At 42.8% G+C, this 18,262-nt stretch carries 11 protein-coding genes and 1 pseudogene; all 12 read right to left on the bottom strand.

Features of this window, described 5'->3' with window-relative positions; genetic code table 11:
• The coding region (locus HMPREF9007_RS20705) for a beta-N-acetylhexosaminidase (RefSeq protein ID WP_008760188.1) at positions 1 to 1,617 on the bottom strand (1,617 nt) is incomplete at its 3' end.
• 255 nt (positions 1,618 to 1,872) lie between these two features.
• Positions 1,873 to 2,706, bottom strand: coding sequence for a glycoside hydrolase family 16 protein (locus HMPREF9007_RS20710; protein WP_008760187.1), 834 nt, complete (start codon positions 2,704 to 2,706; stop codon positions 1,873 to 1,875).
• A gap of 87 nt (positions 2,707 to 2,793) precedes the next feature.
• Positions 2,794 to 4,410: a RagB/SusD family nutrient uptake outer membrane protein gene (locus HMPREF9007_RS20715; protein ID WP_008760186.1), complete on the bottom strand. Its 1,617-nt coding sequence runs from the start codon at positions 4,408 to 4,410 to the stop codon at positions 2,794 to 2,796.
• 14 nt (positions 4,411 to 4,424) lie between these two features.
• Positions 4,425 to 7,667: a TonB-dependent receptor gene (locus HMPREF9007_RS20720; RefSeq protein ID WP_032850201.1), complete on the bottom strand. Its 3,243-nt coding sequence runs from the start codon at positions 7,665 to 7,667 to the stop codon at positions 4,425 to 4,427.
• A gap of 270 nt (positions 7,668 to 7,937) precedes the next feature.
• Positions 7,938 to 9,104, bottom strand: coding sequence for a cyclically-permuted mutarotase family protein (locus HMPREF9007_RS20725; protein ID WP_008760184.1), 1,167 nt, complete (start codon positions 9,102 to 9,104; stop codon positions 7,938 to 7,940).
• The gene (locus tag HMPREF9007_RS20730) at positions 9,082 to 9,846 is read right to left on the bottom strand and encodes a creatininase family protein (RefSeq protein WP_008760183.1); all 765 of its coding nucleotides are present in this window, start codon (positions 9,844 to 9,846) and stop codon (positions 9,082 to 9,084) included. Before HMPREF9007_RS20730 ends, HMPREF9007_RS20725 begins: the two co-directional genes overlap by 23 nt.
• A gap of 27 nt (positions 9,847 to 9,873) precedes the next feature.
• Positions 9,874 to 11,112: an MFS transporter gene (locus HMPREF9007_RS20735; protein WP_008760182.1), complete on the bottom strand. Its 1,239-nt coding sequence runs from the start codon at positions 11,110 to 11,112 to the stop codon at positions 9,874 to 9,876.
• A 9-nt stretch (positions 11,113 to 11,121) separates the two neighbouring features.
• Positions 11,122 to 12,331 (bottom strand): annotated as a pseudogene (locus tag HMPREF9007_RS27000) (AGE family epimerase/isomerase).
• A 40-nt stretch (positions 12,332 to 12,371) separates the two neighbouring features.
• Positions 12,372 to 13,289 (bottom strand): dihydrodipicolinate synthase family protein, encoded by a 918-nt coding sequence (locus HMPREF9007_RS20745; protein WP_008760181.1) that lies wholly within the window; start codon positions 13,287 to 13,289, stop codon positions 12,372 to 12,374.
• Between the two features lie 89 nt (positions 13,290 to 13,378).
• Complete coding sequence (locus HMPREF9007_RS20750; protein WP_008760180.1) at positions 13,379 to 15,451, bottom strand: GDSL-type esterase/lipase family protein; 2,073 nt, start codon at positions 15,449 to 15,451, stop codon at positions 13,379 to 13,381.
• Positions 15,452 to 16,117 carry an SGNH/GDSL hydrolase family protein gene (locus HMPREF9007_RS20755; protein ID WP_008760179.1) on the bottom strand — a complete coding sequence of 222 codons (666 nt, stop codon included), beginning with the start codon at positions 16,115 to 16,117 and terminating at the stop codon, positions 15,452 to 15,454.
• 126 nt (positions 16,118 to 16,243) lie between these two features.
• Complete coding sequence (locus tag HMPREF9007_RS20760; protein WP_008760178.1) at positions 16,244 to 18,262, bottom strand: family 20 glycosylhydrolase; 2,019 nt, start codon at positions 18,260 to 18,262, stop codon at positions 16,244 to 16,246.

The raw sequence follows: 18,262 nt of genomic DNA, 5'->3' as shown, positions 1-18,262 counted from the left end.
AATGTGGTAATTAATGTCATGTCCGTCCAAACGGACACACGCATTCTCGATACGTCGCTCAAAATCCATGTAATTCTTGCGCTCAATATCGCTCCAGGCAATCTCAGCCAATGCCAAGGAGCGGGGATACATGTGATATTCAAGTATATTGTTATTATAAAAATATTCACTCCAATTATTGGCCTGAACCCCTATTATATGATGTTCCTTCCCGATAAGAACTAATGTGTCAGGTACGGGATTGTAATTATATACTTTTTCCAAAGTCGAACAACCGCCGATAGCTACAGGTTCAACCTTGCTGTCCCCCTGATAATAATCCAGATAGAGTCCGTTCGGACCGGGGGACATTATAACATCATGCCCCGATAAAGCAGCAGATATACCACCTGCATCACCCCGCCATGACATAATGGTGGCCGTAGAGTCAGGCTTGCCTTCCAGAATCTCATCCCAACCGATTATTTTCTTGTTATAGCGGGCTAAATATTTCCCTATACGCTTCACAACATAAGTATGCAATAACTGCTCTGAAGTATGTTTCTTATCAGGCTTTATTCCCTCCTCTAGAATACGCTTCTGGCAAAGGGAACATGACTTCCAACTCTCTTTGGGGCATTCATCACCACCAATATGAAAATAAGTACCCGGGAAAAGAGCAACCATCTCATCAATGACATTTTCCAGAAATGTAAAAACGCTTTCCTTACCTGGGCACATTACAATATCCTCCACTCCCCAAATATTCCGAGGAGTAACGGAATCCCCTTTGCAGGACAGTTCGGGATAGGCAGATATGGCGGCAAGTTCATGTCCCGGGATTTCTAATTCCGGAATAATAGTAATGAAATGTTCGGCCGCATATGACACAATATCCTTAATCTCTTCCTGTGTGTAATAAAAGGGTCCGTATTCAACTCCTTCACCCTCAATACGTCTGCCACCAACCTCTGCCAATCTTGGATATTTTTTTATTTCAATACGCCATCCCTGGTCATCTGTCAGATGCCAATGAATTGTATTTATTTTGAACATGGATAAAACATCTATCTGCTTCTTCACCTCTTCCACCGTCATAAAATGACGGCAAGGATCCATATGTATTCCGCGGTATGCGAAACGTGGCGAGTCAATAATATTGACAGCAGGAGCCTTCCAACCAATATTCTCCACAATTCCTGCACTTTCTATTTCTGCCGGAAGCAACTGCAGAAAACTCTGCATCCCATAAAATAATCCTTGATGAGAAGATGCCGTAATCCGTACACGAGATGATTCCACATTCAATGTATAGCCTTCCGGAGGGAACGTTGCACTGGAATCCAAGAGCAGAGTAATCTCTCCTTTGTCATCCACCTTTACATCATACCCGGTTGCCTGAGATATTTTAGAGGCAAAACACGTTGCTATCTTTTTCGCTTCGGGAGTAGTAGTTCCTATAGAAACACCATCATACAACTTGAAACTTCCCTCACGTATTTCTAAAAAGCGAGGCGTGGGAATAATATTAATGCCGGCATTATATGATTTCACAACATATCTGTCGTCTCTACAAGAGAGTGAGAAAATCAAGAATATACCTGAGCATAAAAATATAGATATTTTTTTGGTATTCATGAAAATAGATTTATTTCGTTAAACTCTCTCTTTGAAGGATAAGAAGGTATTACGAGAGGATAGATAAATATTGCTAACCACCCCTCCCTAAAAATATTGAAGAAGATTTGTCGAGACAAAAATGCAGACGAACCTTTCAATAGAGTATCACCTCTAAAACAAACTTTTACGTCACAAAATAAAAAGCATAAATTACCTGTCATATCACATCATAGAGCATATCTTTTCAATACCTACCAGTGTGTTTTACAAAATCTACTTCCACTGATATACTCGCACATAATCAACTTGCATGGTAAAAGGCAAATGTTTCTCATTTATAGGACCAGCCATCCCCTTTCCACCTGCAACATTCAATATCAAGAAGAAAGGAATATCAAAGGGCCATTGTACTGCGCCCAAACCTTTGTTATAATAGGTTGCGCAAACTTCTCCATTTACCATAAAATCAATTTTCTTATTGTTCCATTCTATTCCCCATATATTCCATTCACCCTGCTTGAATTTGGACCCTGAATGACCAAAAGGATATGTCTTTTGCTCCGTACCAGTAGTATGTACCGTTTGTACAGCAACATCTAAATCTTTTATATGCTCCATTATATCTATTTCGCCACTTGCAGGCCATCCCCCATATTTTGAGCTGGCGGGCATCATCCATATAGCCGGCCATGAACCGTCCCCTGATGAAAACTTGGCCTTGACCTCTACCTTACCATAAGTAAAATCAAATTTCCCCCCATCAGTGCGTATACTTCCAGATTTATATCCGCGGGGATCTGTTTCATCTTTCATAAACTTGAGATTCAACAAGCCATCTTCACACCAAACAACGGATGTATCATTCGGCTTATAATAATAGGCATGAGCAACATCTCCCCTGGGAGTATAATTCCACTTCTTGGAGTCAACGGCCCCATCGATATTAAATTCATCTGCAAAAATTAAAACCCACGAATTATCATCCCCATTATCAATGGTATCCCTTGCCTGTTGGTTTTGATTGTTAACAGAAGAGGTAGAGGTTTCATCTGAACATCCGACAAATAAACTGCAAAAAAACAGTAAAGTAAAATACTTCATTTTCATACAATCTCTATTTATATAATTAAATACACGGAAAAGTACATCCGGTTGGAACAAGACATACCTTCCCCTCCAACCGGATACCCTCATTTACTCTTCTTGCTTTTCGTAACCGGGGGTCTGTTTCAATGCCGAATCATTATCAAGTATATTCTGATCCAACGGCCATAAAACTTTATATGCCTCAGTCTCCTGATCAAGAATAGCAGCTTTGTTTTCAATATCACCTTCTATACAGAACACTAATGGAATACCGTCCTTTGCATTCTTCATGCGGCACAAATCCCACCAACGTTGTCCTTCCTGTACAAACTCCTTATCCTTTTCATGTAAAATAGCTAATTCATTAGTTAGAAAATCAGATGCCTTATATATATGTGAACCTGCCTCAGACTTATACGCCCTATTTCTGACTAAATTTATATATCTCTCAACATTTACATTATCACTCTCCATATTAGCAATCTCGGCTAATGCCAGATATACCCAGGATAAACGATAAAGAATAAAATCACCATCATAAACTCTGTTCCCCTGAGCATTGAGAGAACCCAAATTCTTACATACATGGGTACCATATATGTATAATTCTCCACTTTCCTTTTTCCGGTATGAAGGCATAAATGTGGCGTCACGCCGAGTATCATTCTCCTCAAACTTCTCATACAGAGCATACTTATACTCATAATACTGCTGCCCGTTATTCTGTACATCTAATGCATCATTCCAAGGTGTTCCGTCCGCTCTGTAACTATCCTTATTGGTTGTTCCGGAAACAAGAGAATAAGTATATCCGCGAGGAAGTGAGTTTTCTACTTCACCTTCCATATAGGAAACGGCCATTATCACCTCACTATTACCTTCGTTATCAGTGCTGAATATACGCTTAAAATCTTGTTGCAATTGAAGTCCATAATTGCTCTCCACATTTTTTAAGAACTGCTTGGCCTTTGACAAATCCGATTCATCGGCCTTATTATCACCAATGGTTACTTTGGAATTCCACAAATAAACCTCACCGGCCAGACATTCCGTAGCCGCCTTTGACCAGTATACCTTATTACCGTGTCCATATGGATTGAATCCTGATTGTTCTCCAAAATATTGCAAGGAAGTTTCCAAATCTTTTTTTATCTGTGACATAACTTCACTTGGTTGTGACCGTTGCAAGTATAGTTTGACAGGATCAAGCACTCCATCAATAACCTCTACACCCAGGCGGATTGGCACCCCACCATAGACTCTATAAAGATCAAAATAATAAAAGGCACGAAGACCATACGCCTGTCCAAGATAATAATTCTTTTTAGCTTCCGGAATGAAATTAGCATCAGTTACACGAGCTATAAAAAGATTGATATTGGTTATACAGCCATAAATATCTCCAAACTTACTAACTCCGGGAGTCTCCTTAGACAAATTCTGCAAACGGATTTCACCACTCGATATTGCTAAACCGTCTGCACTGGCGCCATCTTTGTAATGCCCGCCCCTTAATTCTCCAAAAGTAATGACATGTTGCCCTGCCTTATCCCGTAATTGTTTATGAAGACCGTCAATATATGCGCTGACTTGGGCTTCTGTTTTCCAATAACTGGTACTTCCATAATTATCTATCGGGGCGAGATCCAGCATATCCCCGCATGATGCAGCCACTATAGCAGCTATATTCAACACCATAATATGTATAAATTTTAAATTTCTCATCTCACTTCGAATTATTAAAATGTAACATTAACGCCAAATATAACGGTACGTGGCAAGGGATATCCTGACGAAATCTCCGGGCTTACCGTCCTGGCAGAAGTTAAATAGCCCAAATTCTGTCCCGTTATTGAGAATTGCAGTTTCTGCATATACAGTTTTTTAGACAATTCTTGAGGAAGAGTATATGACAAAGACAATTCTCTAATCCCTAAATAGTTACCCTTAGAGGCAAACAGAGTTGAGGTACGATAGTAATTGGCAGCCCCCAATTGATCAGCAAATACGTAACGGGGATATTTTGCGTTTGGATTGCTTTCGCTCCATGTATTAAAAACATCCTTTGTCGTATTGTAAGCCCCCTGCATACATCCTAAAAACCAGGGAGTCTTATCATCATAAACCCAATAATCAAGCGCAAAGTCAAAACGAGCATACAAACTAAGTCCCTTCCAAGACATTGTGGTATTAAAACCACCAAACCAGCGAGGAGTGGTGTTTCCTATTACCACCTGATCATACTGGTCAATCATGCCATCTCCATTCACATCCTTCCATTTCACATCTCCAGGTTTTAACTCTATGCCTTTTGCCCGCTCATTATCAGAAAGTTTATTCCAAGCATCAGGACCATATTGAGATTTACCCTGATAATTGCCCGAGGTCACAACCAAATTTCCGGGAATGTCATCCACGCTTTGGTAAATACCTTCAGCCTGATAGCCTACAAGCACACCGTATTCCTTTCCTTCCTGAAAACCTCCGACATATACCTTCTCGTCTTCCAATATACCCTTTTCATTCAGAACTTTACGTCCCGTGTACACTTCTTGTCCTCCCTGCCTGTTCCGAGGTAGCTTGTTGTATGGAAGAGATATAATCTTGTTCTTATTGTAAGTTATATTAAGGGAAGCATCCCAAGTAAAATCCTTGGTTTCCAAAACCTTACCGGAAACTTGCATTTCAAATCCGCTATTACGCAATTTCCCATTGTTGTTCTTAACAGAAGAGAATCCCGTGGTCGAAGGCAGAGTGAAGTCTGCATACTTATCTGATGTCAGACGATTGTAGTAATCGATATCCAGATTCAAACGTCCATCCAACAGCCCCACATTCAAGCCGATATCAAAACTGGCCGTCTTTTCCCAACGCAAAGAAGGATTAGGTAGAGTACCTATCAGAAAACCATTGTTGCCATGGTATTTGTTAGTATTATACGAACCTTGAAGAGTATATGGACCGATTCCGCTGGCATTACCGTTCAAACCGTAACTAGCCCTCAGCTTTCCATAATAGAGGAAAGGAAGTGATTCCTTGACAAAATCCTCTTTCGTAAAAATCCAGCCACCGGAAACCCCCGGAAAAAATCCCCACCGATTCTTACCCAGCAAAGAAGAATAACCGTCATAACGAAATACCCCGGAGAACAAATATTTACCCTCATAGTCGTAGTTCAAACGACCAAAATAAGACAGGATACGGTAACGGCTATGACTCGAATCTATAGAACGTTTCCCCTCACCCGCATCGGTCAAAGCTAATTTTTTAAAATCATCGGTAGCAGCACCAGAACCGGATGCAGAGAAACCGTTATTATACTGATCATAAAACTCACTACCAAGCATAACATTCAAATTATGTGAAGCGGCAAATGTTGTTGTATAGTCCAAAACGGCATTATAGGTCTGAGAGAACTGCCGGGAATAGCTCGCACTAGTTGAACGGGTCCGATTCCATGTCCCCGGAACCGTCTCATAATCCTTGCGCATATTTTCTTGTACAGTATGAAAATAATACCAACTGGCAGAAGCCCTCAAGACCAATCCCTTGAATAAATTAGCTTCCACTGACTGCACAAAGGTTAATTTTGTGCGTTCATTATCCTGATCGTAACTTTTTGCAACATAAGTCTGGTTACCGTCCCCGGGACTAGGACCCAATGTAGGATTACCGTCCTCGTCTTCAAAACGAACAGTAGGAGGAGTACTCATCACCCGACCAAAATAATCACTTTCCGTCCCCCAAGCGTTATTTAGCCATACATAATTAGCACGGCTGAAAGTTGCATTAGAAATCGTTTTCAACCAGTCCGTAATCTTGTACGAACCGTTGAATGTGAAATTATAACGTTTATATTCGGTAGTGATAGGGGCTCCGGGGGAGTCGTTATAACCCAAACTTGCATAATAAGTTCCTTTATCATTCCCCCCCGACATACTAACCGTATAATCCTGTGTCACTACCGGATTACGAAGATTATACTCCTCCGGTTTTGTCTCTTTATAAATGATTGTTTTAGAAGGGTCCAAAGGATCCTGCATTTCTCGCCAGCCCATATTCAAAAGATAGGCATTTTCATCCGTTTTCCCCATAATATTCCACACCATATTCGCACCGAGCTTATTCCCCGTGCCAAAGGCGGTAGAACCTGTAAGATTTGCCGTAGCTGCCCACGGGGTATTTTTATAGGCTGTACGAAGGACTGTAATATAGTCTTCCGCACCTAAAAAATCATAGGGATTATTAACATAACCGAGACCTATATTTGCTCTGAAATTAATTTCCCGATGTCCCGCCTTACCTGACTTTGTTGTAATTAAAATCACACCATTACTCGCACGGGCACCGTATATGGCCGTGGCACCGGCATCCTTCAGAACATCCATAGATGCAATATCCTGAGGATTGATATCATCAAAATTATCACGAAGCTGTCCGTCAACTATCACCAGAGGACTCCCTGAACCGTCGAATTCCGTTCCACCACGTAATATAATTTTAGGGGATGAGGTAGGGTTTCCTGAAGTGAGAGAAACTTTCAAACCGGGAACGGAACCCGACAATGCTTGAGATGGGTTTGTATATATACCCTTATCCAAAATTTGGGGGTTGACGGTCGATATGGAATTCGTCAGTTTGGCCCGTGATACCTTACCACCATATCCCGTAACAACAACTTCCTGTAAAAGCTCACTGTCCTCTTTCAATACAATCCTAAAACTTGTTTTTCCTTTCACACTCAAAATCTGGGAAGAAAAACCTATGAATGAAACCTGTATACTGGCATTATCAGAAACCGAGAGTGTAAAATTACCATCAATGTCAGAAACAGTACCATTTGTAGTTCCGACCTCCACAATACTGGCACCAATAACCGCCTCACCTGCAGCATCCGTTATTATGCCTGTAATATTTTTCTTCTGTGCTACAGCAGTAATAGAACACAAAAGGAAAACAAATAAAATAAAATTCTTTTTAATGTTTTTCATTGTAAAAACCATTCATAATTATTAAAAATAAATATTCAAATCTCCAAAGCTCGCAATTCATGGAGGTCTAAACAACAGAATAAATGATAACATATTAATTAAATCTAAAGGTTAATTTATAATCGCAAATAAAATGCGCATAAGATTAAAAGTAGTCAGAAATCATTTAAAAAAACTCACCTAACATCCAAAACATAAAAAATCATCAAAAATAGCTATCAAAATAGAACTGTTATTTCCTTCCTATTTTCATCTCTACAACTATTCTTGAAAAGATATACGGCAGATATCGGAAGTACGTACTCCAGGTTTAAGTTCTCCCCCAATATAAAACAAAGCTTCCCCAAATAAGACCAACGAGGCACCTGCCCGAGCCAGCATCGGAGATGGTGTACCAATCCGTATCCATTCACCCAACCGTACGTCATACGCCAACAGCTGATCATTAAAATGATACCATTCCACAGGTTGTAGGAGATATTCGGATTCACAAACTTTTTTATAACGACCACTGATGGCATCTTCAAAAATATCCCGGTTAACACCACCTGCGCATATGACCAAAGTATCTCCATAAGATACTGACGCTCCACCCGTCAATGTTAGAGGCTGACCTTCTGTTGTAAGAGGTGCTCTAAGCACCTGCCATTGTCCAGATGCCGGCTGGTAACATAATCCATCTGTTAAAACCGATGACTCCTTGCCAGGGATAAAGCCCCCCCAAATATACAAATTACCAAACAGCGAGGCACACACAGGCTGCACACGTGGCTTCCCAGGAAAAAAGACCTCTGTCCATCCTCCAGAATAATTGCTCAAACAGAAAGAGAACATGGAACAAGAAGGAATTCCGTTCCTGTATCCACCCAATACGTACAATGTATCACCTAATAGCGTTGCCGACATGTTATCAAACGTACAAGGAAGAGAAGGCAAAATTTCACATGCCACACCTAATTCTTTCATGCAATCAAACGAAAATGAAAGTACGGAAGAAAGCCGACCGGAAGAATTGCTTCCCCCAATGAAAATGAGCCTATCCGGCAAGGATACCGTAGCTCCATAAGCTGCCTCCACCGGCAGATTTCCAACCTTCACCCAATGCAATACGGAAGAATCGTTCACCCGAGCAACATAAATTCCCTTGTAATAACGCTTGCCCCCCCCTTCCGAGAGCGGCTTATCCGGGAAATTACACCCGCCAGCCATTATCAAAAAATCACCTAACTTTCCGGCATAGCAACCAGATACTCCCAAATCATATCCCGATTCCCCATCGGGAAAACCACTCATAAGTTCAATGCGCACATCCCGAGAAAAGGTGTCCCCCGGTGGAATACAAGTTGACAAACCTAAACCTACAATCATATAAATAATTGAATATTTCTGTGAATTCCACATTTTTTTAAATGGATTGATAAAGTTCATCCCTAACTAATTCTTTAAACAATTGTGCATACCGTTCAGAGATAGCTTCCGCAAAGCGTTTACCTTTATTCGCCGTTGCCGATTGGGGGTTTCCTATACCCGTATCGGTTGAAACTTTCTGCCAATTCCGAGGAACCCATGCCACGTTAGTACGCAGACTATTTATGGCAAATGGAGTATATTTACCATTTCCCGCCAATTCCATATCAACCATTTCAGAATGATAATGCAACATAACAGACGTCTCCACTTCATCAGCATGATCGCCTGGACATTCAAAATAATCTTGCACTGGAAGTACCCTGAACCATTCGCTAGAAGCAATTAGAAAATCCGGATAATCAACTGACAGGTCCCGGATCATATTCTTAAAAGAATTCCCACCGTGTCCGTTAACAATCACCAGTCTCCGCATCCCTTGAGTATAAAGTGAAGAGACGACATCTGTCAGAATAGCCTTTTGGGTCTCATAACGGCTATGTACGCAAAAAGGCAATTCACGTTGTCCGGGATTCTGGGAACCCATCGACACAAAGGGCATTACCATACAACGTACTCCATACCGTTCCCATGCTTTCAACGCCGCATCCACTGCAATATCGTGGGACAATATACAGTCAGTCAAATAGGGAAGATGCAAATTATGAGGTTCAATAGCCCCCCAAGGTAAAATCGCCAAATCATATACAAGCTCCTTTACATATCCATAGCAGGCAAAGGAAAGATCTATTTCTCTATTCATACCATTTTCTTGTTAGTTTCATTCGAATTACTCCATGTTATCTGTTTTAGGCCTCAAGAAATAAAGCTGTATGACAACAGCACATAAAACCCCAGCAGCAAGCATGGCAAATCCCCCCCCAAGATTTCCTTGATCAGTCCACCGCCCCAATAAATGAGTCACAGCCGCTCCGGCAAAGACACCTGTCATATTCATAATGCCATAGGCGGTAGCACGATATCCCGGAGGAACAAACTGGCAAAGAATAGGCATATTGTTTGCATCGAAGATACCGAATCCCAAACCGAACAGCAGACTCGCCCCAACCACACCGAAAACACTATGAGAGAAGCCCAACAATAACAAGGCAGGGATCGTCAACCCCAATCCAATAGCCCCTGTATACACACGACCACGGATATTTTTTAGGACCCATCGGTCAGACAATATCCCCCCGGCAATTACTCCGAGAAAAGAGGAGAGCGCTATTGTGATCGTGGACAACGGACCGGCTTCGGCCATAGGCATATCCAAACTGTCAGAGAACAGGGTCGGAAGCCAATTTTTAGTAGCCCATCCAGGCAGGGAGGGCACCGCAAAATAGAAAAGAATCACCCAAAAGGCAATATTGCTGAATAACAGCGACATTCCTTTGAAGATAGACGGGGAAGATGTTTTCACCCCTTTGCGACACACCTGCTCTGCCGTGCCTGTCCCCTTGTTCTCACGAAGAAAAAGGATCAGAACGAGTGCGTATATGATCCCAATAATTCCGAACCCATGAAAAGTGGCATGCCAGGAATAGGCGGCAGACACGGTGGCTCCGAAACCTCCGATAGCCTGACCGATATAAAGGCCCGTCATATGAATACCCACGGCCAGCGAACGTGACTTTCCCTGATGCCAATCCGCTATTAGGGAAAGGCCGGCCGGTATATACAAAGCCTCACTGATCCCCATTACAGCACGCAACCAATAAAGCTGTGTGAACGTTTCAGCGTATCCCATTCCATAAGTAACTGCTGACCAGACAAACAAACTGCCTACAATCAACCATTTGCGGTTAAGACGATCAGCGATCATGCCCGCAACAGGACTCATGAATCCGTAAATCCAAAGAAAGACCGCCATCAGACGACCAAAGTTCTCCGCAGACTCAAGCGCCGAGATATCCACTTGCATGGCTTCTTTCATGGTGGAAAGCATCTGGCGGTCCATATAATTGAGAAGAGCCACTCCCCAAAGTAAACCAACCAATATCCAGGGATATATTCTGTTGTTTTTCATTATGTCCAATTACAATTTTATATTTTCCGTACCGGACAGACCAGATAAGATCTCATTACACAGAACATGTCCCTTAATCATCATCCTGGGAATATGAAAAGGTCCTTTGAAGATATTCCCCTTGGCGGGCTGGGCCACACTGCCGTCGCGATGCAGATACCCGTACCATTCTCCGTATTCCCCGTCTGGGAAATGTGCATATGTCCAATCACTAACCTGATTATGCATTTTCAAGTATTTTTCATCTCCTGTAGCTTCATAGGCATACAAAGTGGCAATGATTGCTTCCGTTTGAGGCCACCAAAATTTCATATCCTGTGAATAGTCCTGTACGGGGAGATTCCTACAATCACGAAAATTGATGATACCGCCGAAATCCTTATCCCAGCCCCACTCCCAAGACCAGTCCAGAATGGTCAGGGCTGTTTCAAGCATCTCCTTGTCCCAGCCACGGTATCTGGATTCTTCAAGTATGAACCATGCCGTTTCAATACAATGCCCGGGATTGATGATACGTCCGTTAATGGTATCTATAAACTCACCGTTTCCCCCCACAGTCTCAAGCAGGGCATTAAACTCAGGATGCATAAAAAAAAGTCTTCAAATCGGAAAGCGAATCATCGATTCTGGCTGTTAATATGGGATTGTCAATAGCCTCACGTATACGGGAAGCTGTATTGATCAGAATCATCGTAATGGAATGCCCCCGCAAGGAAAGGGTATCACAATATTTCGGAGACAATATTCCTGGGGTCGTAATGAAACGAAGCACCCGGCTGAAAAGCTCAAGAGCTTTTTCAGCATACACCCTATCGCCCGAAGCCAACGCATACTCCGACATGGCAATGGCAGCAAAACATTCGGAGAAGACATATCTGCGTTTGCGCAGGGGCCGACCATCTCCCGTCACTTCAAAATACATACGGCCGTCCGTATCGAAGCAGTGCCGTTCAATAAAGTCGATACAACTTTTTGAAGCCGACAGCCATTCAGAATTTTTATCCATATGATTATAGGCAAAAGCGGCAATGAAACCGAAACGCCCCTGAAACCAGACGGATTTGGTCGTATCCATCAAGCTGCCATCCCGGTTTACACATGTATACACACCTCCGTTTACCTGATCAAGGCCATATTTCATCCAGAAAGGCATAATATTGTTTATAAGATCATTCTTATAGGAAGCCGCCCAACAAGTCAAATATTCCGTAACATTCATCTTTACATTGTTTTTAATGATTGGTTATTTATCTTTTTCTTTAGAATTTATTGCAACGGTCAAAAAAGTGAATCTCCTCCAGTTCCGCTCTCATAGTCGATTCCTCCTCTTCCGTCATATTTCTAAAAGGAATGCGATTTTTACCCAGATCCAAACCGAGCAGCTTCATGATTCTTTTTCCAGCCACGATATTACCCCGGTAATGACAAATCACATTGATTACCTGCTGAGCAAAATTCTGTAAATCCCTGGCGCATTCAAGGTCACCAGATTTCCAAGCGTCCAAAATCCCAACGAGGGTACGCCCATTATAATTTGTCGTACCACCGATACCACCGCGGGCTCCTCCCATAGCCAAACACGGTAAAAGCGTTTCATCCTGCCCATGAAGCATATCAAACTTTCCGTCCTTATACAAACGGCATTGGTTGTATTCATACAGGTTCTCGTATGTATATTTTATACCAGCAAAGTTGGAAATACGTCCGTCCACAGCTTCCAAAAACTCCGTCATGGAAAGATAAACCCCATTGAAAGCAGGAATATGATAGAAATAAAAGGGAAGTCGGGGAGCCCCGCAGGCTATCTCCTGGCAATATGCGACCAGTTCCTCCACACGGCCGATTCTAGGAAAGGGAGGAGCCATCGCACCAATGGCATAGGCACCGACAGACTGCGCATGTGCAGCCAGGCGTCGACTGGAACGGGCGCAGGTACTACCCACATGAACCATGACCTTAAAATCCGCGGGAGAAACTTCCAACCAGCGTTCAGCCAATTTCATGCGTTCCTCATCCGTCAACATATAGCCTTCACCGGAAGAACCGTTAACAAACACTCCCTTCAGGCCATTCTTTACCAAAAATTCAGCATACGTTCCAAGCGGTTCATAATTGACATCACCATTTTCATAAAACGGGGTGAAAGGGGCGTTTATAAGCCCTGTAATCTTTTCCATCATATCTTATATTTGTAAATAAAAAAATAAATCTACATCACACGCAGTATGTGTTCCTCACAAACAGCTTTATCGAAAGTCCCCTTTTGTTACGGGATACCAACCCGAAAGGTGGATGCCGGCAAATTTTCCCTGTTTACAAGATTCCCATTACTATACGGACGCCAGCCATACCGTACATAGCGTGGACTTTTCACAAATTCACAGAAAACTCTCATCAGCCCGTCTTCCAACACCTCAGCTGTAGCAGGATAATACAGTCCTTCAACCTCTGCCACCTCAAAAGCGCGTATAGGATCATTATCCGAACTCCTCATGCCCTCTCCATAGTCAAAAGTGATTAAAACCTCCCAATCACGAAATTCGGCTTTGCGGAATAAAGGGCCACTAGGAACAAGGGACGTATATCCATAAGTTTTATTCAATGCCCAGCGGCCTAGGCGTTCTCCAACCGGTTTTTTATTTCTAGGATGTACATCCAACGAATCACCATAATCACTTGATACTGCCATACCGGTATTCGGAATTTCAGCCATCATTCTACGCTGGCTGTCACGGAACCACGGCCACGAAGGACGAGCTATACTGGAAAGCTGTACATAATAGAATGGCAAATCCTCATTCTTCCAGTTCTTACGCCAACTACCGACTAAGAGTTTAAAGAGCTTCTCATGAGCTTCGCAATTATGAGCGTTTGATTCCCCCTGATACCAGATCACACCTCTGACGGGATATTGCTCCAACGGCCGAATACCGGACTCGTATAAATAACAAGGTTCATAAGGGTGGCGCTGAAACTTCTCCTTCGAGAGTTTAACATTCAATGCAGCTCTTCCACGTACCCAGTCCTGTATAAAGTCATTACGCGTCCAATCTTTTAATATAGCCGGGAATTGATATTCCAACGTATTCCGGTCAATCCATGATTCGGTGGGTGAACCGCCGATAGCATTACAGATCAACCCCACCGGAACCTTCAAGCTATCCCGCAACATCTGACCGAAATAATAAGCGATTGCAGAGAAATGGGCAGCATTGGCAGGAGTACAAATTTCCCATTCGGTCTCCTTATAATATTGAAGATGATTCAAGGAATCGAGAACGGAAGCGTCCCATTGCACTGCGTCCGTGCGCCAGCGCGCTTTCATGTCATACAAACGTAACTGTTCGTCGGCAGCTTGAGGAATGTCTTTTTTGCCGGTAATAGTCTGCCGTAACATAAATTCCATATTCGACTGACCGGAGCATAACCAAACCTCTCCTATCAAGACATTTGTATATTTCAAGATTCTATGAGGGGTAGAAATTGTTAGCGTATAAGGTCCTCCCGCTTTCAACGGTGATAATTTCACGGACCATTTACCGTCCGGTGCAGCCTTTGTAATCCACTGCTGGCGGTCTATGCAAACTGTTACTTGCTCTCCTGCATTGGCTATCCCATGAACCTTCAAAGGAGTATCGCGCTGAAGAATCATATTATCCGTATAAAGCGGAGATAATTTCAAGCCTCCATAATCTCCGGTGATAGCCGAGTAAACTGTTCTCGCCATTATCGCAGCCCCTTCAGCAGCAGGATGAACAGCGTCCGGCAAAAGATAAGGATATGGATAAAGCGGTTCGTGGAAATCGATTAACTGTACCCCGGCATAGCGTGCCACCGTTTCAATAGCCGTTTGTATCTCTCCATGCCAATCACGGGTTCCCGACAAAAAACGGGTATGGCGGTCGGCAATCGGAGTCATTCGTGCAATGATAATCCGTACAGCGGGATTGGCCTCACGGAATGTATCAATCAGCTTCAAATAATCTTTCACAAAAAAATCACGGTAGTTAGGCCAATTGCGAGGGTCGGTATCATTGATACCCAAATGAATGACAACAATATCTCCTGCAAAATCCAATGCTTTCCGATATTCTTCCTGTCGGGTATAAGGGCGATGTCCCTGATTAAGCAGGGTAGCGCCAGGTTTCCCGAAGTTCTCGACTTCATAACGTTCTCCCAGCAGCTTTTGCAACTTCACAGGATAAGATTGTGTTGCACGGTCAGATAATCCTGTACCATAGGTAATACTGTTTCCTACACATGCAACCTTTATCCGTTGCTGGGCAGACAACACCCAACAAACGAACAGACAGACGAATAATAGTAAAATCTTTTTCATTTATTTCTTCCCAATGTAAGGTTTCACAATCTCTACCCATTTCAAGTAACCTTTCCCCAGAAGATGCAAACCATCATTTGTATAGGTAGTGTTCATCTTTCCGGTTTGTTTGTCTATAAAATGGGAGTACAAATCTATATAGGTCGCTCCTTCTTTTTCTGCCAAGCCGACTAACCCTTTATTGATTTCAGGGATAACCTGCCAACGGGAAGTATGTCCCTTGAACATATTATAATGGTCGGTGACCGGAAGAACACTTTGCAGATATAGCTTTGTTTTAGACGAATCTGCCTTTATCTTCCTGACAATCATCTCAATACGGGATACAATAGTATCGGCGGGAGTTCCCCTACTCACATCATTAATACCAATCAAAAGAAATATTTTAGCGGGCTTTCCCTTCAGGATAGCATCAAGACGGTCATATACTCCCATACAAATGTCGCCGCTGATTCCACGGTTTTTGACATGTTTGTTCTTGAACAGTTCCGCCCATTCGGCACCGTTTGTGATACTGTTTCCCAGAAAAATAATGTCACTGGAAGTAACAGGCAGTTCTTCAAACAATGTAGCACGCTGGTAGTAAAACGTAGAATATTTGCGTTCTTGTGCGCGGCATAACAAAGACAGGGTCAATATGACCACTAAAAAAAAGATCTTTTTCATGACTATTCTTTTTATTTACTCATTAGCATATCCGTTTTTCATTATAGCATATCTGAGTTTCATTATAACATATTCAAATCTGCTCATAGCATATTTATAAATAGTTCTCTCTCTATAATCGATATGTCACTCTAGTGTTTTATTTGGTGAGTAAATGAGTCCTTCTACCGCTTTCTGTCCGTCAGGAGTAACAAAAACAGCGGTAAACATCCATTTCACCAACCGGACTTCGGGAGAAGTGAACTTTCCTACCGGCAATTTCATAAATACTTTATTCCATCCTTTTTGCAGACGGACTTCCAAAGGGGGACGCACTACACAGTTCTCGTTACCCAAAGTGATTTCATTGCTTTTAGTCCGGTGGGTGGCTGTCCATACGGGCGGCAACACTTCCTGTTCATTTATCCAAATGCGGCTTTCTTTATAATCCCATTTTCCCTGTAAAGGGGGAAGGTCGGCTTCCGAACGGCTGTAATTCTGGAATTCCACCCACAGACCGGCTGTCTGTTCTTTCGGTGAATAGACATAGGTGTAAGCATAGGCTGTATGGTTCTCTTCCGGTTCTTTATAGAATCCGGGAACAAACGTACCCCATACATGGCGCAAATAAATACCGGCACCAATGGCAGGACGTACATTGTATGTCTTTCCTTCATAAGTGTAACTATCCCGCAAGGATTCTTCCGGCGGGAAAGACTTTGTCAAATCTCCCCCATTCGGAAACGCGTCCGTAATATTCCATTTCACATTTGTCTGACGGACATACGCAAACGGATAACCGGCAAAGGTATGTTCCTTATGCCACAACAGACGACGTTCAAAATCAGCAAAATTCTTGAATAGCTCCGACTGTCCATCAGTAGGAAGTATTGTGCCGTTCTTGTCAAAATATTCAGTTCCGCCACCTTTCCAGGCACGTTCTGCCACAGCCAGCATATTGGGATAAAAATTATTTTCGACAATCATATCCCATTCGGAATCAATCAGCCTGTCGTTCCAGATAGCCAGAATCGTTCCTGCCAGGTCGTCGCTTCCTTGTTCCTTATTATAAATACGGCTGTTGTATAATGCGACAATATCACCGAATGTATCAAAATGGTTCAGATAATGAAAACGTGAATCAATGGCGGGAATACCTTCCTGCGCTTTCCCGCGATAGCTCCAGAGCTGGGTCATATCAATTTCTCCGGGTTTGTAGTGCCAACCCGGATTCCATGAGATTACTTTCTTGCCTTTGGAACGTACATAGGATACCATTTCCGGTACGAAACGGGGGTTGGTAAACTGCACTTCATCCGTGCCGATATGCAAATAAGGCACGTCAAACGTTTCGCACACTTCATCCAGCAGAAGTTTCAGAATTTTCATTCCTTCGGGACTTTGCATGTCGTGACGGAAGGTGCGTATAAAGGCTGCACTGTGTCCGGGCATATCAATTTCTGGAATCAACGTCATGTGATGCGCCTTACAGAAAGCGACCAGTTCTTTGGCTTCTTCCAGCGTGTAATATTTGCCGGGCATGCGGGTGGTGTTCGCGCTATCATTAAGCATCGGGAAAATCTTGCTTTCCAGTCGCCAGGACTGATTCTCGGTCAGATGCCAGTGGAAGACGTTGATTTTGAATTTTGCGAGTACGGCGATTTCACGCTTAAGTTCTTCCAATGAAATGTAACTCCGCCCTACGTCCTGCATGAATCCGCGAACACGGAAAGCAGGCCAGTCAACGATTTCAGCTCCTTGAATCTGTGTTTTTGAGTTCTTTTTCTCTGCCAGTTGCCTTAAAGTCTGCATAGCCCAATAAACGCCCCGTTCGGTCACAGCCTCAACGGTTATCCGTTTCCTGGTTACATTCAGGCGGTAAGCCTCATCCCGGTTCATCGGTATTTCAGGTAGAGAAGGCAGTAGTTTCACCTCGATGACGGCAGTTGCCTTTGGTGAGACTATTCCACCCATTTCTGCGATAAAGGCTTCCCACTCCTGTTGAAGCACAGGAGTGGAAAGCATCACCTTATTCACTTGAAAGTTTATATGAGAGGGGGTAAACTTTTGTGGCTGGGGGAGCAGGTGGTAATCACCTGCTTTTGCCACTGAAAGTGTGTATAAGTTAATTGTAAAATATATTAATAGTATTAATTTGTTTTTCAT

The organism is Bacteroides sp. 1_1_14 (assembly GCF_000162515.1).
Classification (GTDB): domain Bacteria; phylum Bacteroidota; class Bacteroidia; order Bacteroidales; family Bacteroidaceae; genus Bacteroides; species Bacteroides thetaiotaomicron.
This window is presented reverse-complemented; position numbering and strand designations above follow the sequence as displayed.